Origin of the sequence: Chitinimonas sp. BJYL2 (assembly GCF_027257935.1) — a bacterium.
Taxonomy (GTDB): Bacteria; Pseudomonadota; Gammaproteobacteria; order Burkholderiales; family Chitinimonadaceae; genus Chitinimonas.
Genome location: NZ_JANZKW010000002.1, coordinates 700,853 through 719,168 on the forward strand (window position 1 = coordinate 700,853; position 18,316 = coordinate 719,168).

Consider the following 18,316-nt stretch of genomic DNA (forward strand, 5'->3'; position numbering starts at 1 on the left):
ACGATACGCCTCAGGCCTTGAGCCAGGCCTCGCGGGCGGCCTTGGCCAGATCAGCCTGCACCACCTTGAGCCCCACGGTGGTGGCCGGGGCCGCATCCAGTCGTACCCGGCACTTGATCAGTTCGTCACGGCGGAACGCCAGCACCTCCACCTTGTCGCCGGCCTTGGCCGACGCCAGCATGGTATCCAGATTCGCCTGCGTGGCTTTGAGCCCATCCACCGCCACGAGCACGTCGTTGGCAGACAGGCCCGCCAGCATCGCCGGGCCATCACTAAGCACATGGGTCAGCTTGACCAAACCGCCGTCCGTGCCGGTGCGGGCACCCAGCCAGACCGGGGTCGCCGGCACCTTGTCGAGCCAGCCGCCTTTGTCCCCCGCGCCCACCTGGGCACGCGCCTGCCACTGCACGCCAACGGTTTCGAGCAGCTCTGCGAGTGGCAAGGGTTCGGTGCTGCGCAGGAAGCGATCGAACAACGGCTTGAGCGGGAGGCCGGTCACCTCTTCCGCCACCCGTTCCCAGCCATCCTCGGGCACACCTACCGGCTTGCCGTTGTAGAAATCGCGGCCGTAGCGCTCCCACAAGGCACACATCACATCGTCCAGACTGCATTTACCACCGGTTTCCCGGCGGATATGCAGATCCAGGCACAGGCCAGCCAGCGAGCCCTTGGTGTAGTAACTCACCAAGGCATTCGGGGCATTCTCGTCAGGGCGGTAGTACTTGATCCAGGTATCGAAGCTCGAATCTTCCAGCGTCTGCACGGCATGACTGGGGCTGCGCAGCACCCCCGTGATGGTATGCGACACCAGTTCCAGATAGCTGGCTTCGTCGATCAGGCCGGCGCGCACCAGACAGAGATCGTCGTAGTAACTCGTGAGTCCCTCGAAAGCCCATAGCAGCCGGCTATAGGCCTCGCCCTCATTGGGATAAGGCGCGTAAGCCGCCGGCTTGATGCGCTTGACGTTCCAGGTATGGAAATACTCATGACTGATCAAGCCCAGATAATTGCGATACGCCGTCTTCATGCCGGTCTCGCCCGGCTGCGGCAGACTCTCGCGCGAGCACATCAAGGCAGTGCTGGCGCGGTGCTCCAGGCCACCATAGCCATCACCGCTCACAAAGCTCATGAACACATAGCGATCAAACGGCGCAGGTTCGCCAAACAGTTTGATCTGATACTCGCAGATGGCCTTCACATCCTTGGCCAGGCGCTTGGAATCAATCTTCGGCAGACGACCCGACAGCACAAAGTCATGCGGCACACCGCAGGCCTTGAACTGGATCAGGGTGAAATCACCAAGCTCGACCGGGTGATCAATCAGCTCGTCGTAATTGGCGGCCTGATACGTGCCAAAGGCATAGGGCTTGGCCTTGAGCGCCGGCAGGCTGGTGGCGACGCGCCACTCGCGGTAATCCTTGCCTGTCGGGGCGACGATGTCGACAACCACCGGGGCATCGGTCTGCCCTTCCACGGCCAGACACAGGCTGGTGCCGTTGAAGAACGCCCGCGTGGTGTCCAGATAGGCCGTGCGTACCGACAGATCATAGCCATACACGGTATAGCGCACGGTCAACACGCCCTTGGCCGGTGCGGCCTGCCAGCTGCGTTTGTCGAGCTTGTTCAGCACTACCGGGCCGGCCTCGTCCTCAGCCGAGATACGGACGATGTTCTTGGCGAATTCACGCACCAGATACGAGCCCGGAATCCACACGGGCAGCGTAAACAACTGGCCGGTGGTAGCAGGATTGTCGACAGTCAGCGTGACCTCGAACAAATGCGCTTCGGGGTTGACGGGATCAATACGGTAGCGAATGGCGGGCTTCATGGGCGGCCGTCTTCAAAGTGGTTTCGGGGTAGGCCCGCAGTTTACGCCGGATCGCGGATGACCTGAACCGGCATATGCGCTTGCACGGTGGCGTGGGGGCGCGACAACATGTCGCAGGCCTGCGGCCAGCGCCACGCTTAGAATGGCCCCCCCCTCAGCCGGCTCACCCGACGCGCCGCCATTGCTACGCCATCACAAGCCCGACGCTTGCTCTTACAATGCGCCACTCGAACCAAGAGAATCACCCATGACCCGTTTGATCGCAGCCCTGCTGTTTGCCGCCACCCTCGCCCCTGCCCTCGCACACGAATTCAAGGCCGGCAGCCTCACCATCCACCATCCTTGGGCGCGCGCTACACCGCCCGGCGCACCCGTTGCCGGGGCCTTCCTCAAGATCAACAATACCGGCGTGGCCGATGCGCTGATTGGCGTGGAAGCCCCCACCCTGGCCGGCATGGCCGAACTGCACACCATGAGCCATGAAGGCGGCGTGATGAAAATGCGCCAGCTTGATCGCATTGCCATCCCCGCCAAGGGCAGCGCCACGCTCAAGCCCGGCAGCGATCACATCATGCTGATGGGCCTGAAGCAGCCGCTCAAGGAAGGCGACAAGCTGCCGCTGACGCTCAAGTTCGAAAAGGCCGGCAGCGTGAAGGTGGAGATCAAGGTGGAGTCGATGACGGTAGACCCCGCCAGCCTGCACGCAGGCCACTAAGCCGTATCGCTCAAGCAAAAAAAGCCGGCAGATGCCGGCTTTTTTCATGCTGTTTTCATTCCGTGCACAGCGTGCGCAAATACTGCCCAGCGCAGAACAGATCTTTCTCGATAGCCCTGCGCACAGCCGGCGCATCCTTGCGCGCCAAGGCCGCCAGCAACTCGTCGTGTGCATCGTTCATCGTGGCCCAGACGTGCGGGTCGTCGTGCAGGCGGTTGGAGATCGGGCCGACCTTGAGCCAGACGGTTTCAATCAACTCCAGCAGCAATGCCGAGCCGCAGGCGCGGTACAGGATCAGATGGAACAGCTCGTTGGCATCGAGATAACCCTTGAGATCACCCGCTGCAATCGCCCTGGCCATGTCCTTGCCCAACGTCAGCAACTGCGCACGCTCCGTCGCATCGAGCTGACGCGCACCGCGCTCGGCCGCCTCGCCTTCCAGCAGCAGGCGGTTCTGCAGGATGTCGTCGAACTGCGCGCGGCTCAGCTTGGGCACCATCACTCCGCAGTTGGGCACATTCACCAACGCGCCCTCGGCAGCCAGCCGCTGCAAAGCGGCGCGTACCGGCATGTCGCTCACACCCATTTCCAGCGCCAGCGTGTTGATCTTGAGTCGTTCACCGGGCAGGAAGCGGCCCACCGTGACCCACTGGCGTAGCGTCTGGTACGTCCTATCCTGAATCGTGATGCCGTTAGCGGATTTCATCGTGATGGGTGCCGTGGAATGAATCCGGATGGTATCAAGGATTTGATCAAATATTGACGAATGTTTATGCGTCAACTTATGATCAAATCCACATCTTCAACGCATAGCCAAAAGGAAACAGAGCATGCCTAACCGCCTGAATCCCTTCGACCTGCGAATTGAACGCTATCCCAGCGCTCATGAATATGATCAAAAACCAGCCGGAGCACAGCATGGACGCCTCATTGATTCAGTTCCTCAAGGACAACCAGATCCACGAGGTGGAATGCGTGATCCCCGATATGACCGGCGTGGCGCGCGGAAAGATCGTGCCGCGCAATCTGTTTCTGGCCGAGGACAACATGAAGATGTCCAAGGCCGCGCTGATGCTCACCGTCAACGGCGAGTTCGCTGATTACGAGCGTTTCGCCGGGGCCAACGACCCCGATATGGTCTGCGTGCCCGATGCCTCCACCATCCGCATGGTGCCTTGGGCGATCGAGCGCGTGGCTGTGGTGATCCATGACTGCACGGATTTCGATGGCCGCCATGTGGGCATCTCGCCGCGCGCCGTGCTGCGCAAAGTGCTCAAGCTGTACGAGAACAAGGGCTGGCGTCCGGTGGTCGCGCCCGAGATGGAGTTCTACCTGATCGCGCAGAACAGCAACCCGCACGAACCGCTGCGCCCGCCCGTGGGTCGCGCCGGGCGGACCGAGGTGGGCCGGCAGAGCTTCTCGATTGATGCGGTCAATGACTTCGACCCCTTCTTCCAGGAACTCTCAACCTTCTGCGAAGCTGCGAATCTGGGGGTGGAAACGCTGATCCATGAAGTCGGCGCCGGCCAGATGGAGATCAACTTCTCGCATGGCGACGCGCTGGATCTGGCCGACCGCGTGTTCCTGTTCAAGCGCGCCGTGCGCGAAACCGCCTACCGCCACAAGATTTTCGCCACCTTCATGGCCAAGCCCATGGAGCACGAACCCGGCAGCGCCATGCATATCCACCAGAGCATCGTGGATAGCGAAACCGGCGAGAACATCTTCTCGAATGCCGATGGCACGGCCACGCAGCTGTTCTTCAGCCACATTGCGGGCATGCAGAAATACCTCCCGCATGCCATGCCCATGTTCGCGCCCTACGTAAATAGCTACCGCCGCCTGAGCCGCCACACGGCTGCGCCCATCAATGTGCGCTGGGGATACGACAACCGCACCTGCGGCATCCGCATCCCCAACTCGGGCCCGGCCGCACGCCGGCTCGAAAACCGGGTACCCGGCGTGGATGTGAATCCCTATCTGGCCATGGCCGCCACGCTGGCCTGCGGCTACCTCGGCATGATCGAGGGGCTGGAACCCAGCGAACCGATGAGCGACAGCGCCTACAACCTCGATTACGAGCTGCCACGTGCACTGGAAGACGCGGTGGAAATGATGCAGGCCTGCGAGGAGTTGCAAGAAGTGCTGGGCAGCGAGTTCGTGGAAGCCTTCTGCAATGTGAAGGAAAAGGAATTCGAAACCTTCAACCGCGGCATCACCGCCTGGGAACGTGAACACCTGCAGCTGCACGTGTAACGCCAATACGACCGGAGAAACAACATGACCCTACGTCACGGCCTTGATTGGCAAAAAGTGCAGATGCTGGTCGCGCGCGAACGCGCCGCCTTCATTGAAAAGATGCCGCGCTCCAAGGCGCTGTCGGAACAAGCCGCCCAGCACCTGCTGTTCGGCGTGCCGCTGCACTGGATGAACGACTGGTCCACCCCGTTCTCGCTGTATGTGGATGCCGCCAAGGGCGCGCAATTCCGCGATGTGGACGGCCATCACTACGTTGACTTCTGCCTCGGCGATACCGGTGCCATGTTCGGCCACGCGCCCGAACCCGTTGGCCGCGCCATTGCCGCGCAGGCGCAGAAGGGCTTCACCACCATGCTGCCCTCGGAAGACGCGCCCTGGGTGGCCAAGGAACTCGCGCGCCGCTTCGGCCTGCCCTACTGGCAGTTTGCGATGACCGCCACCGATGCCAACCGCTTCGTGATCCGCTGGGCGCGCGCCGCCACAGGTCGCAAGCAGGTGTTGATCTTCAACGGCTGCTACCACGGCACGGTGGATGATGTGTTCGTTGATCTGGTCGATGGCCAGCCGGTGCAGCGCGACAGCCTGCTAGGCCAGGTGTACGACCTTACCCAGTACACGCGCGTGGTGGAATTCAACGATCTGGCCGCGCTGGAGAACGCGCTCAAGGAGGGCGACGTCGCCTGCCTGTTGGCCGAACCGGCCATGACCAATATCGGCATGGTGCTGCCCGAACCCGGCTACTGGGAAGACGCGCAAGCGCTCTGCAAGCGCTACGGCACGCTGCTGGTCATGGATGAGACACACACCATCAGCACCGGCCCCGGCGGCTACGCACAGGCCCATGGTTTGCAGCCCGACATGTTCGTGGTCGGCAAGCCTGTCGGCGGTGGCGTGCCCTGCGCGGTATATGGCTTCAGCGCCGAGATCGCCGAAAAAGCCCAGAACGCCAAGCGCAATGCCGCGCCCGGCCACTCTGGTATCGGCACCACGCTAACGGCCAATATGCTCACCATGGCCGCCATGCGCGCCAATCTGGCCGAGGTGATGACCGACGAGGCTTACACCTATATGTTCGGGCTGGCCCGCCATCTGGCCGATGGTTTGTCGCGCGTCATCAAGGCCGCTGGCCTGCCTTGGTGTGTTACCCAGGTCGGGGCGCGTACCGAGTTCCAGTTCACCGCCACACCGCCACGCAATGGCACCGAGGCCGACAAGATTCTGGACCCCGCGCTGGAGCAGGCGATTCATCTGTTCCTGCTGAACCGTGGGCTGCTGATCACACCGTTCCACAATATGTTGCTGGTGTGCCCGGATACGACGACGGAAGATGTGGACCGACTGGTCCAAACATTTGCCGACTTTGTCGCCGCCACCCTGCCCTGACTCCACCCCGTGGGGTGCCGAGTAGGGTGCCGAGTAGTGCGCCAATAAGGCAACAGGCCGCATTGCACCAATACGCGGTGTCGCGCAGACATAGGTGCATTGCGCTTCGCTTGACGCACCCTACCCAAGGCAGCCTGAACACGGCACAAACAAAACAGGACGTCGCACGACGTCCTGTTTTGTTTGGTACGGTCTCCGTCACTCAGGCGAAGGTATTGATACGGTTACCCTGTGTCGCCGTGGTGCCTTTGGCTACCTCGGGCGCCTGCGCTACTTGCTGATTGCCCTGCGGCGCTTTGCTGGCTGCCGGCTCCTGCACACGCGATTCCTCGCGCGCCTGCCGCGCACGGGCCTCCTCGCGGGACTGGCGCAACTGGTCGTCGGCCTGCTGATTAAGCTGTACGGATGCGGCGTTGCTGCGCTGGATTTCCATGCTGATCTCCCGGTGGACTGAAAGCGGCCCTGCAGTTCATCGCGTGAAAATGCATTGTATGCTCCGGTTTCGGCTCCGTATCTTCCGTCCATCGCCGATCTGGGAACGGCTCCTTATCCTGCAACCATGGCGAGATCGGATACCGGCGCGCAATCCATGCCAAGCGCCGGACCGCACAACAAGCAGGAGCCCATCATGAACGACGAATACACCCCACAACCCGGCAAGGGCAGCATGCAAAACAGCAAGAACTCCGCATCACGCGAATCCTGGATCCAGCTCAAGAACCTGCTGGTGCAGTTCTGGTGGCAGTTCTTTGACTGGCTGGCCATCGTGCCTTGGAAAACGCTGGCCATCGTGGCCGTGCTGGTCTTCATTCTGGCCGGCATGCTCAATGCCGAACAACTGGGCCTGATGCTGGTGGTGGCCTCCATCATCATCAAGGTAGTCGCCGGCGGCAAACTGCGCGCCGAGGTACAGGCCGAGCGCGCCACGGCACGAGCCGAAACCGAAAAGATGGAAAAGGTCGTCATCGAAGCGCGCATGGAAGCCCTGCAAGCGCAGATCGAACCGCACTTCCTGTTCAACACCCTCGCCTCGGTCGAACAGCTGATCCTCACCGACCCACCACGCGCCGCCAAGATGCAGCAAAGCCTGATCCGCTACCTGCGCTCGGCCATGCCGCAAATGCGCGAGGGCAGCCGTCCCACGCTGGGGCAGCAGACCTCGCTCTCCACCGCCTTCCTGGAAATCATGCAGGTGCGCATGGAAGAGCGGCTGCAAACCGATATTCGCGTACCCGACGGTTTGAAATCTGCCGTTTTCCCGTCAATGATGTTGCAGACGCTGGTCGAAAATGCCATCAAGCACGGCCTCGAACCCAAGGCCGAAGGCGGCAAGCTGACCATCGCCGCTGAGATTGTGGACGGCGCGCTGGAAGTCAGCGTCACCGATACCGGGATCGGCTTTGGTAACAGCCATGCCAGCTCGGGCGGCGTGGGGCTGGCCAATATCCGCGAGCGGCTCAAGGGCTTGTACGGCGGCCACGGCGAGCTGATCATCATGATCCCGACCGAAGGCGGCACCCGCGCCACGATCCGCATCCCTTACGAAGTCACCAAACCGGCCACTGCGGCCTGATAACAAACGGAATAACAGCGTGAATCGTCCCAACCCCGTCCCCGTTGCCATCATTGCCGATGACGAGCGGCTGATGCGTGAACAGATCATCAGCCGCCTCAAGGACGCCTGGCCCGAGCTGGTCATCGCCGGCGAAGCCAGCAACGGCCGCGAGGCGGTGGCCATGATCCGCAGCCAGGAACCCGATATCGCCTTCCTCGATATCCGCATGCCCGAGATGACCGGTGTCGAAGCCGCCAAAGCCATCGCCGGCCAGTGCCATGTGGTGTTCGTGACCGCCTACGATCAATACGCGGTGGAAGCCTTCGATCAGGGCGCCGTCGATTACCTGCTCAAGCCCGCCGACCCGGAACGCCTCAAGGTTACGGTCGAGCGACTCAAGGCCAAGCTGGAAAGCAAGCCCGACCCGATGGAAAACCTGCTCGATCAGCTATCGGCCCGGCTGGGCAGCGTAGGCGGTGGCGTAGCGGTGAAACCCAAGGAATACCTGCGCTGGGTACAGGCCAGCGTCGGCAACGCCATCCGCATGATCTCCACCAAGGAAATCCTGTTCTTCCGCGCCGAGGACAAATACACGCGCGTGCAGACCGAAAGCTTCGAAGCCCTGATCCGCAAACCCATCAAGGAACTGGTCGAAGAGCTGGACCCCGATGAGTTCTGGCAGATCCACCGCGCCATCCTGGTGCGCGTGGATGCCATCGATAAGGTCAGCCGCGACATGCGCGGACAGCAGATAGTGCAGATGCGCGGCAATGACGAAAAACTCGAAGTCAGCCGCAGCTTCAACAACCTGTTCAAGCACATGTAAGCCTCGCACGCTGCGCAGCCTGTAACCACACCATGCCGGCGCAGGCCATCCGTCTTGCCACCCTTCGGACGGCGGGCCCGCAGCCGGGCATGAGCGACGCGCAAAATCATCTAAGCTGGGGGAAACCCGCATCGGGATGGGGCCGCCATCATGCTTAGATCACTCACGATTCTGCTGCTGTCGCTGTGCGCCATTCCGTCGTATGCGCTCAGGATCTACACCGAGGAATGGCCGCCCATCTCTTACCAGACCAATGGCGTGGCAGACGGCATGGCGGTGGAGGTGGTACGCGAGATCCAGACCCGGCTGAACGACAAGACACCGATCGAGGTCGTGCCCTGGGCCAGGGGCTATGAAGAACTGCTTAACAAGCCTGGCACCCTGCTCTTTACCGTGGGCCGCAGTGAAGCGCGCGAGAAGCTGATGACCTTGCTGGGCCCGATTGCCATCTCGGAAACCGTGCTGCTGGCTCGCAAGGGAGAGGCTGCCAAACTCCAGGCCATGGGTGACGAGATCAAGCGGCTAGGCGTTGGTGCCTATCGCGGCAGCATCTTTGCCGACGCCGCACAGGCAGCCGGCTTCAAACAACTGGACCTGGCACCCACGCCCCAGATCGCCGCCCAGAAACTGCTGGCCGGACGTTACCCGCTGTGGTCCGAAGGCAGCATAGCCGTGACCTCCATCCTCAAGGACATCCAGCAACCGATCGATGCCGTGGAACAAGTACGCGTGCTTGAATCATTGAATATCTATCTTGCCTTCTCGCGCGGCACGCCGGGGGAGGAGATCCGCCGTTGGCACAGCGCCTTGGTCGCGATCAAGAAAGAAGGCACCTTTGCGCGCATCTACAAAAAATGGCTACCGCGCAGTACCGTGCCCAACGAAGTTGAGCTGATCGGGCTACCGCCGCGCTGATCCCGCAGAGTGCGGGCAGGCAATACGGCCTATCGACCACGGCGGCCACTGAGCATTGGCAGTATGGCCTCCCCCTCAAGCTGGATCGCGGCCAACCGCACTCAATGTCCGTTTGCTCAGCAATCTCCGACTCATCATCAACGTCGATGCCTTGATATCGAACGGCGCTCGACAACCGTGGGCCACATCTCGCTATTACATCGTCAAGAGATCGCATCCACACGGCTTGCTGTCGATAGCCGAGCTGAACATGGCCAGATCTCAGGCTCGATCTTCATGCTGCAAGTGAATCCGTACTCAACGGCGGCTTGGGGTCTGCAATCGATCGGCGCCAAAGTGCTGAAAGCGTTAGAGACGTCCTGATTCTTCCCAATAGCTTGTTTCTGAGGTGCCTCAAGGGCTCTGTCAGCGGAAGGCGTACAGATTATTCCATTAAAAGGAACAATGAATTATCCGTGGCAGGAATTCTTTCCGTGACCGACTTTCGGCAAAGTGGCGACCTACGCATCGCAGTACCGATGCAGCGACTACTGATCACGAGGATTCATCATGGGCCGAATTGCGCTCATCACGCCCGACATTGCCACACACGAGCAACGCAGCCTGCTGCATAGCATGGGTGGGCTCAATGGCCACGTACCCAATCTGGTGCGGATCATCGCCAACTCGCCCGCCGCGCTACGTGCCTTCACGGGTCTGCAAAGCCTTGCCCGTGAAGGCTGCCTTGATCTGCCTACCCGCGAGCGGATTGCCCTTGCCTTGGCACAAAAGAACGGCAGCACCTACTGCCTTTCGGCGCATACCCAGCTGGGTAGTCAAGCCGGGCTCAACGGTGCCGAAATGGAATCGAACCGGCTCGGCGACAGTCACGACGCCAGGGCGGCCGTGGCTGTCCGCTTTGCCTGCCGGCTGATCGAGCACCGGGGCGACCTGGATGACGCCGAGTTCCGGGCCATGCGCGATGCTGGCTACAGCGATGCCGAGATTGTCGAGGTCATCAGCCATGCCGGTCTCAATTTCCTGAGCAATCTGATCAGCAAGGCCAGCCGGGTCGAGATCGACTTCCCGCTGGTTACGCTGAACTGAGGGTGACCCACATGCTCACCCGCCTGCGCTCCTTGTTTTGCGCTGACCACCCTGGCCGCCTAGCCACCCAGACCAAGACCGCACCGCGTTTGGGCTGGCTGCTACTCGCCGGCCATGTGCCGCAGCACACACCCATTGCCGAGGGCCGCGATCTGCTGGCCCTGGCCGACGGCGCCAATCACCTTGAATTGGCTTTACAGCTTCATTGCACTTTCTAACCACTGCCTCACCTACCCAGGAGATTTCCCATGTCCCACCACCCCGTCAAACTTTATACCTTTCCCCTGTCTGGCCATGCCCATCGCGTCCGCCTGGCGCTGTCGCTGCTCAATGTGCCGACCGAACTGATCGAAGTGGATCTGCGCAAGGGCGAGCACAAGCAAGCGGACTTCCTCAAGCTCAACGTCTTCGGCCAGGTGCCGGTCATCGACGATAACGGCACGGTAATTGCCGACTCCAATGCCATCCTCGTGTACCTGGCCCGCCAGTACGGCAATAGCGATTGGCTGCCAAGCGACCCGGTAGGCGAAGCAAACGTACAGCGCTGGTTGTCGGTTGCGGCAGGGCTGGTGGCGTTCGGCCCGGCGGCGGCACGTCTGGTGACGGTGTTCGGCGCGGGCTTCAATGCCGATGAGGTCATCAACCGCTCGCACAATCTGCTCAAAGTCATGGATGCCGAACTGGCCAACCGTCCGTTCCTGATTGGCAGCAAGCCCAGCATTGCCGATATTGCCAACTACACCTACATCGCCCACGCGCCCGAAGGTAATGTGGCATTGAGTGCGTACCCGAACGTGGGCGCCTGGCTGCGTCGCATTGAAGCGCTGCCCGGCTTTGTCGGCATGCAGAAAACCGCCGTCGGGCTAGCAGCCTGATCAGTCAGTTGTCCAGGGCGGGCAGCTTGCCCGCCCTGCTGGCCCGCCGCACTTAGCGGGACTTGGCTGTGGGCATACGCCCAGGCCAAGCAGTACAAAGACACATCAGTGGATTCAAGTTGCACCCACCTGAAGGATGAATCATGAGCTCCCCGGACACTGGCACTCCCTCCCCCTGGCACCGCGGTGAACGGGCAATCCATGAGCAGATGGGGACCGCAGCCCAGATGGAGGCCTTTGGCCGTCGGGTCATCCGTGATTACATGCCGGACCAGCACCGTACGTTTTATGCGCAACTGCCCTTTATTGTGGCCGGTGGCGTCGATGCGCAAGGCTACCCTTGGGCCAGCGTGCTGGAAGGCATGCCGGGCTTCATCCAGTCACCCGATCCGCGCCAGTTGCTGATTCGTGCCAGGCCAACAGCCGGTGATGCCTTGCTCGATTGCCTGCACGATGGCGCTGCCATCGGCCTCTTGGGCATCGAGCTGCATACCCGCCGCCGCAATCGCATGAACGGCCAGATTCACCTGCAGCAGAACGGTGATATCGCCGTCCATGTTGGTCACTCTTTTGGTAACTGCCCGCAATACATTCAGGACCGGGAGTTCTCCTTTTCCCAGCCGCCGGGCCAAGCCTATACCGGCGCCATCGAGCACCTGAACGGGCTCGATGCGGCAGCACGAGACACCATCAACAACGCCGATACGTTCTTTGTTGCCAGTTGCTTTCCCGGTGACGACGACACACCAGCGCAGCAGGTCGATGTTTCGCACCGTGGCGGCAAGCCGGGTTTTGTCCGTGTAGACGGCGGCACGCTCACCATTCCCGACTTTTCCGGGAACCTGCATTTCAACACGCTGGGCAATCTGCTGGTCCATCCCAAGGCTGGTCTGGTGTTTATCGACTTTGCCAGCGGCGACATGCTGCAAGTGAGCGGCAGTACCGAGATCCAGTTTGCGGGTGACGACATTGCCGCCTTTCAGGGGGCAGAGCGCCTGTGGCGCCTCAAGGTCGAACGGGTCGTGCGTCGCCGTGCCGCGCTGGCCTTGCGCTGGCAACTTCGGGGTTTCTCGCCCAATTCGCTGATGACGGGTTCCTGGGAGCAAGCAGCGGAGCGGCAGGCTGCGGCAAAGTTGCAGAACACTTGGCGGCCATTCCGCATCGAGCGGATTATCGAAGAGAGTTCGGCAGTACGCTCCTTCTACCTGAGCCCCGCCGATGGCTTGGGTCTGGCCGGGTTCCAGGCTGGCCAACACCTGCCAATCCGCCTGTCCCTGCCGGGGCAGGACAAGCCAGTGATACGAACCTATACCTTGTCGGCGGCGCCGTCCGATGGTTTCTACCGCATCAGCGTCAAACGTGGTGGTCGCGTGTCCGGCCATCTGCACGATGCGCTGAAAATTGGCGATCTGATCGAAGCACGTGCTCCGCAAGGCGACTTTCTGGTGGATGCGGCGGAGCGGCGACCACTGGTGTTGCTGGCCGGTGGCATCGGCATCACCCCCATGCTGGCCATGCTGCGTCATGTTGTTTACGAGGGCTTGCGCACCCGCCGTGTCCGCCCGAGCTATTTGTTCTATGCCACCCGCACGGTCGCTGAGCGGGCATTTGATACGGAAATCGACGCATTGCTTCATCGCGCCGGCAACGCGCTACAGGTGGTACGACTGGCCAGCCAGCCCGAAGCAGACCGCGTTCACGGCCGCGATTACGAAGTCGCCGGCCATATCGATCTGGCCTTGCTCAAGTCGGCGCTGCCGCTGGATGACTACGACTTCTATCTGTGCGGCCCGGTGCCCTTCATGCAAAGCTTGTATGACGGCCTTCGCGATTTACGCATTGCCGATGATCGCATCCACGCCGAGGCCTTCGGGCCGGCGGCGTTGACGCGTCGAGCGGATGTGGCGTCTGCGTTGCCCACATTGGCGCCAATGGCTGATCACGATGTGAAGGTCCTGTTTGCGGAGTCGGGCAAGGAAGCGCGCTGGCAAGCCGGTGATGGCAGCCTGCTGGAGCTGGCCGAGGCGCGCGGTCTGACACCCGAATTCAGCTGCCGTGGTGGCAGTTGCGGCACCTGCAAGGTGGCATTGCTGGAGGGCGCGGTCACCTACGCGCAACAGCCGGCGTTTGCGCTCGCAGACGGCGAGGTTTTGCCATGCTGTGCGGTGCCCGCCCGCAGCGCAGATCAAGCTGCCCGTATCGTGCTCAAGCTCTGAGGCTGTCTGCCGAGCAATCAATCGTGCTCAGTTCAGGTGCTTGTCCGCGCGCAGACGATCTGCCATCAGGTCGATAAAGCTGCGTACCTTCGCCGACCCATACTTGCTCTCGCGGTGCACGATGTGAATGGGCAAAGGCGCGTTTTCGTATTCGGACAGCACGATCTTGAGTTGACCCGCAGCCAGATGCGGCGCGATCTGATACGACATCAGCCGGGTAATGCCCAAGCCGCTAAGGGCAGCCTCGATCGCAGCATCGTTGCTGGTCACGGTCAGACGTGGCTTGAGCTTGATGTTGGTGGGCGTGGATTCCGGCCCGAACTTCCACTCCACCGCCGGTGACACCCCCGTCGCCGCAATGATCGTCCGCTCGCGCAAGGCCTGCGGTGATTGCGGAATGCCATGCTGCTCCAAGTAAGCCGGCGAGGCACACAGCACCCGCCGCACCTGGCCTACCTTGATGGCACGCATGCTGGAATCCGGGAGCGGGCCGATACGCACGGCTACATCCACGCCTTCTTCCAGCATGTTCACCACGCGGTCCAGAAACAGCGCCGATACATCGGTCTCGGGGTAGCGACTCAGGTAATCGACAATGCCGGGCATCACGAACATCTTGCCGAACAGCACCGGGGCCGTCACGGTCAGATGGCCCCGTGGCGCGGCATTGATGCCCGCCGCGGCCTCGTCAGCCTCATCCACCTCGCCGAGAATGCGGCGGGCGTCGTCCAGATAGCGCTGGCCAGCCTCGGTGACCCGAACATAGCGGGTCGTGCGCTGCAGCAGCTTCACGCCCAGGCGGTTTTCCAGGGCCGAGATGGCCCGCGTCACCGCCGGTGGCGACATGCCCAGCCGCCGTGCCCCACCGGCAAAACTCTCTTCCTCACCTACCGCCACAAACACCGTCATCAGGTGCAGTCTGTCCATGCTTCAATTCCTTTAATCGGAATAATCTATTGCATTGTACGGCCATTCTTCTACAGGGTGAACTTTGGCAAAGTGGCACCACTCGCAACGCACCGGGCGCTGCGAACCGCAAGCCACCCAACCAAGGACCCATCATGAGCCGTATCAGCATCCCCACCGTCGAACAATCCGTCGAAGCCAGCAAGCCGCTGCTGGCCGCCGTGAAGCAACAACTGGGCGTCGTGCCCAACCTGATGAAACTGGTCGGCCACAGCCCCGCGGCACTGGAAGGCTATCTGTCGCTCAATGCTGCGCTGAACAAGGGCAAGCTCGACGCCGCCCTGCGCGAGCGGATCGCCCTCACCGTGGCCGAGTACAACGGCTGCGACTACTGTCTGTCGGCGCATACCTATCTGGGCCTGCATGTTGCCAAGCTCAGCGAGGCAGAAATTGCGGCCGCCCGTGACCACCACAGCAGCGACACCCGAACCGCCGCCGCCCTGCGCTTTGCATACCGCGTCGCCACCGAGCGTGGCCGCGTCAGCGACGCCGACCTGGCCGCGCTGCGGCAGGCTGGCTTCGACGAGGCTGAGGTGGTGGAAATCGTCCTCGTCGTTGCCCTGAATGTGCTCACCAACTACGTCAACAACGTCGCCCAGACCGATATCGACTTCCCCAAAGTATCGGCCAAGTAAACCGCCGCCTAAGGCATCTGCCCACTCACTTGAATCGGAAACCATCATGAACATCGCCCGCACCCGTCTCCTCGCCCAACTGGCACTGGCCGCCGCCCTGATCGCCCCGGTCTTTGGGGCCACACCCGTGACCAAGGATGGTGTCACCACCATTCACCTGACCGAGTACAACGGCTACTTCGCCGCCAAGGAAACCCTCACCGACCTCAAGCCCGGCGAGTACGACTTTGTCGTAACCAACAAGGCAGGAAAATTCGTTGGCTTTAACGTGCAGGATCAGAAAACCCATGAACTGCTCGGCGGCTTCGGCCTGAATCCGGACGAGACCAAGACGGCCCGGGTCACGGTGACCGCCAATGGCTTCCGTTACCGCTGCCCGATCAATGTCACACCCTGGTACGACGTAGACGTCAGCAAGTAAGTCCCCGGCGCTCTGCCCGACGTCCCCTCGCGTCGGGCAGCGTTGTCGCCAGCGTGCTCCCCCATGGCGGCCTCACCGCCGCTGGCCAGACTCTGAGCTTGAATGGCCCGCTTGGGCCACTCGCTCCTTTCTCCTTTCCAACCCAATCAACTCTGAATTGCGCCAAACCAGACCATGTTTGCGTCCGGATTATGCGCGGATACCTCCATGACGATGACCACACGGCAATACCGCCTCACCCCCGGCACAACGGGGCTGGCCTTGCAGCAAGACACCCGGCAGCTCCCTTTACTCGCAGAGGATCAGATCCTCATCCGGATCGGCGCAGTCAGCCTCAACTACCGTGACAGGCTGGTCCAACAGGATGCCGCCACTACCCGCAGCGGCCTGGTGCCATTGTCCGATGCCGCGGGTACGGTAGTGGCCGTCGGTCGCCATGTCAGTCAATGGCGAGAGGGCGACCGCGTCAGCCCTGGCTTCTTTGCGGCTTGGCAAGATGGGCCATTCAAGCCCCATCACCTTGCCTCAGCCTTGGGCGGTGGCAGCAATGACGGGGTACTCAGTGACTACGTCATCGCGCAGGCAGACGCCGTGGTGGCGGTCCCCGACCACCTTAGCCTGGCCGAGGCCGCCGCTTTGCCCTGCGCGGGGGTGACGGCATGGCACGCACTCTTCGAGCGGGGCCAGCTCCAAGCGGGCGAGACCGTGCTGGTACAAGGCACCGGCGGTGTGGCGATGATGGCCTTGCAACTGGCCTCCGCCCATGGCGCCAGGGTCATCGTTACGTCGTCGTCGACTGCGAAATTGCGTCGAGCCGAGGCGCTGGGAGCGTGGGCCACGATCAACTATCGGGAAGAGGCAGACTGGGATAAAGCCGTGCTTGATCTGACCGAGGGCGTCGGCGCGGATCACATTCTGGAGCTAGGCGGTCCGGCAACTTACACCCGATCGCTGAATGCCGTTGCGCACGGCGGCCGCATTGCCCAGATCGGCGTGTTGAGCGGATTCGATGCCGCCCCGCATATCACGCCAATGCAGTTCAAAAACGCCAGCATCAACGGTATCTGTGTCGGCTCGCTGGCTCACCACGTTCGCCTCAATCAATTCATGACCCAGCATGGCATCCACCCGATCATCGAGCATCAGTTCGCGTTTGATGAGGCGCCCCAGGCCTATTCGGCCTTGGCCGAGGCCAACCATATGGGCAAGCTTGTCGTGACACTGGACTAGTCACCCTTGCCGGGCGTGGGCCCACCGGGCCAATCGTCATCGCTGGTCGGCAAAGACCTTGCCGACCAGCCGCAATCTACCTCTCCCACTTGCAGGCTGGACTATCGTAAAGGCGTCACGAATCCGACCTGACCCCACATCAACCCACCGGCACTCACCATGACCCATTTGCCTATCGATGATCATCAACCCTTGCTCAAGCAAGGTCTGCTTCGCAGCCTCATGCTGATGGCCTGGATGGTTGAAGCGCGCGACCCCTATACCGGCGGCCATTTATGGCGCGTGGCGCGCATGGCCGAGGAGCTGGGCAAATCGATCGGCTTACCCGACAAGGAAGTGCGCCGCATTGCCCTTGCCGGTTTCCTGCACGATATCGGCAAGATCGGCGTCCCCGATGCCGTGCTACGCAAACCGGGCAAGCTGGACGACGACGAGTATGCCGTCATCAAGACGCACCCTGCCATCGGCCAGCGCATTCTGGCCGAGCATCCGCTGGCCCATCTGGTCATGGATGTCGTCTTCCACCATCACGAAACACCGGATGGCCGCGGCTACCCCATGGGGCTGAGTGACACCGCCATTCCGCTGGACGCCCGTTTGGTCGGCATCTGCGATGCCTTCGATGCCATGACCAGCACCCGGCCTTACCGCAAGGGCATGCCGGTCGCCAAGGCGCTTGAAATCATCAGCCATGCCGCAGGCCAGCAGTTCGACGCCGAACTGGCCGGCCACTTTGTGGCACTGGGTAATGCCGGTGCATTCGACCATATCGTCGGGCATACCGACGAGGGGATTCCACTCGGCGTCTGCGTCAGCTGCGGGCCGGTGATCCAGCGCTATCGCACCACCCAACCTGGCGAGCATGCCGACTGCCCCGCTTGCAACGCACGCTATGAATGGCAACAGACCGGCAACGGCCTGCACGCGGCCCATGTAGGCAAAACTCATGGCAGCCAGAGCCTGCCCTTGCCGGATACCAGCCTGATGCACACCCTGCTGGAGTCGTGGTCACCGCTACTGGCGTAAATCACTGCTCAGCGCGCAATCAATGCACCAATGCGCACCGATTATTCCACCAATGGAAATAATCATTTACCTGGAACAAGGATTCCGACATTTCAGCAATACGGTCAAAGTGATGCCTGTTCACTATCTGCCAACCCGGCACCCAAGGAAGCATCATGACCGACATCACCATGTTCCACACATCGACCTGCCCCTACTGCGTTCAAGCAGAGCGCCTGTTGAGCCGCAAGGGCGTCACCGCCATCAACAAAGTCAATATTGAAGCGTCGGCAAGCTTGCGCGACGAGATGATCGCCCGCAGCGGCCGGCGCACCGTGCCGCAGATCTTCATCAACGGCCAGCACCTGGGCGGTTTTGATGATCTGGCACGACTCGAATAA

The 18,316-nt window shown here is 61.7% G+C and carries 19 protein-coding genes; 15 read left to right on the forward strand and 4 right to left on the reverse strand.

Annotated features, from left to right (window positions below; all coding sequences use genetic code 11):
* Nucleotides 1-10: 10 nt before the first annotated feature.
* Complete coding sequence (locus O9X62_RS08835) at nt 11-1,828, reverse strand: M61 family metallopeptidase (protein WP_269532445.1); 1,818 nt, start codon at nt 1,826-1,828, stop codon at nt 11-13.
* Between the two features lie 247 nt (nt 1,829-2,075).
* Between O9X62_RS08835 and O9X62_RS08840 the strand changes: the two genes are divergently transcribed.
* On the forward strand, nt 2,076-2,543 hold the full coding sequence (locus O9X62_RS08840) for a copper chaperone PCu(A)C (RefSeq protein WP_269532446.1): 468 nt from the start codon (nt 2,076-2,078) through the stop codon (nt 2,541-2,543).
* A 55-nt stretch (nt 2,544-2,598) separates the two neighbouring features.
* Here the strand turns inward: O9X62_RS08840 and O9X62_RS08845 are convergent, their stop codons facing one another.
* On the reverse strand, nt 2,599-3,249 hold the full coding sequence (locus tag O9X62_RS08845; RefSeq protein ID WP_269532447.1) for a GntR family transcriptional regulator: 651 nt from the start codon (nt 3,247-3,249) through the stop codon (nt 2,599-2,601).
* A gap of 212 nt (nt 3,250-3,461) precedes the next feature.
* Between O9X62_RS08845 and O9X62_RS08850 the strand changes: the two genes are divergently transcribed.
* The gene (locus tag O9X62_RS08850; RefSeq protein ID WP_269532448.1) at nt 3,462-4,799 is read left to right on the forward strand and encodes a glutamine synthetase family protein; all 1,338 of its coding nucleotides are present in this window, start codon (nt 3,462-3,464) and stop codon (nt 4,797-4,799) included.
* Between the two features lie 24 nt (nt 4,800-4,823).
* Nucleotides 4,824-6,185 carry an aspartate aminotransferase family protein gene (locus O9X62_RS08855; protein ID WP_269532449.1) on the forward strand — a complete coding sequence of 454 codons (1,362 nt, stop codon included), beginning with the start codon at nt 4,824-4,826 and terminating at the stop codon, nt 6,183-6,185.
* Nucleotides 6,186-6,387: 202 nt separating this feature from the next.
* Here the strand turns inward: O9X62_RS08855 and O9X62_RS08860 are convergent, their stop codons facing one another.
* Entirely contained in the window at nt 6,388-6,618 is a 231-nt protein-coding gene (locus tag O9X62_RS08860; RefSeq protein ID WP_269532450.1) for a hypothetical protein, read from the reverse strand.
* Nucleotides 6,619-6,813: 195 nt separating this feature from the next.
* Between O9X62_RS08860 and O9X62_RS08865 the strand changes: the two genes are divergently transcribed.
* From O9X62_RS08865 to O9X62_RS08895, 7 genes are all read left to right on the forward strand, one after another.
* Complete coding sequence (locus O9X62_RS08865) at nt 6,814-7,758, forward strand: sensor histidine kinase (protein ID WP_269532451.1); 945 nt, start codon at nt 6,814-6,816, stop codon at nt 7,756-7,758.
* A gap of 19 nt (nt 7,759-7,777) precedes the next feature.
* Nucleotides 7,778-8,566: a LytTR family DNA-binding domain-containing protein gene (locus O9X62_RS08870; protein ID WP_269532452.1), complete on the forward strand. Its 789-nt coding sequence runs from the start codon at nt 7,778-7,780 to the stop codon at nt 8,564-8,566.
* A gap of 150 nt (nt 8,567-8,716) precedes the next feature.
* Complete coding sequence (locus tag O9X62_RS08875) at nt 8,717-9,481, forward strand: ABC transporter substrate-binding protein (protein ID WP_269532453.1); 765 nt, start codon at nt 8,717-8,719, stop codon at nt 9,479-9,481.
* Nucleotides 9,482-10,030: 549 nt separating this feature from the next.
* Nucleotides 10,031-10,567 carry a carboxymuconolactone decarboxylase family protein gene (locus O9X62_RS08880; protein WP_269532454.1) on the forward strand — a complete coding sequence of 179 codons (537 nt, stop codon included), beginning with the start codon at nt 10,031-10,033 and terminating at the stop codon, nt 10,565-10,567.
* 11 nt (nt 10,568-10,578) lie between these two features.
* Complete coding sequence (locus O9X62_RS08885) at nt 10,579-10,785, forward strand: hypothetical protein (protein ID WP_269532455.1); 207 nt, start codon at nt 10,579-10,581, stop codon at nt 10,783-10,785.
* A 30-nt stretch (nt 10,786-10,815) separates the two neighbouring features.
* Complete coding sequence (locus O9X62_RS08890; protein ID WP_269532456.1) at nt 10,816-11,442, forward strand: glutathione S-transferase family protein; 627 nt, start codon at nt 10,816-10,818, stop codon at nt 11,440-11,442.
* A gap of 143 nt (nt 11,443-11,585) precedes the next feature.
* Nucleotides 11,586-13,658: a pyridoxamine 5'-phosphate oxidase family protein gene (locus O9X62_RS08895; protein ID WP_269532457.1), complete on the forward strand. Its 2,073-nt coding sequence runs from the start codon at nt 11,586-11,588 to the stop codon at nt 13,656-13,658.
* Between the two features lie 27 nt (nt 13,659-13,685).
* Here the strand turns inward: O9X62_RS08895 and O9X62_RS08900 are convergent, their stop codons facing one another.
* Nucleotides 13,686-14,585 (reverse strand): LysR family transcriptional regulator, encoded by a 900-nt coding sequence (locus O9X62_RS08900; protein WP_269532458.1) that lies wholly within the window; start codon nt 14,583-14,585, stop codon nt 13,686-13,688.
* A 134-nt stretch (nt 14,586-14,719) separates the two neighbouring features.
* Here O9X62_RS08900 and O9X62_RS08905 point away from each other — a divergent pair, with 134 nt between their 5' ends.
* From O9X62_RS08905 to grxC, 5 genes are all read left to right on the forward strand, one after another.
* Nucleotides 14,720-15,259 (forward strand): carboxymuconolactone decarboxylase family protein, encoded by a 540-nt coding sequence (locus tag O9X62_RS08905; protein WP_072429136.1) that lies wholly within the window; start codon nt 14,720-14,722, stop codon nt 15,257-15,259.
* Between the two features lie 46 nt (nt 15,260-15,305).
* On the forward strand, nt 15,306-15,680 hold the full coding sequence (locus tag O9X62_RS08910; RefSeq protein ID WP_269532459.1) for a hypothetical protein: 375 nt from the start codon (nt 15,306-15,308) through the stop codon (nt 15,678-15,680).
* 207 nt (nt 15,681-15,887) lie between these two features.
* On the forward strand, nt 15,888-16,910 hold the full coding sequence (locus O9X62_RS08915; protein WP_269532460.1) for an NAD(P)-dependent alcohol dehydrogenase: 1,023 nt from the start codon (nt 15,888-15,890) through the stop codon (nt 16,908-16,910).
* A 159-nt stretch (nt 16,911-17,069) separates the two neighbouring features.
* Nucleotides 17,070-17,936, forward strand: a complete 867-nt coding sequence (locus O9X62_RS08920; RefSeq protein WP_269532461.1) for an HD-GYP domain-containing protein — start codon at nt 17,070-17,072, stop codon at nt 17,934-17,936.
* Nucleotides 17,937-18,091: 155 nt separating this feature from the next.
* A complete protein-coding gene (grxC, locus tag O9X62_RS08925) occupies nt 18,092-18,316 on the forward strand; it encodes a glutaredoxin 3 (protein ID WP_269532462.1) in 225 nt (74 codons plus the stop codon).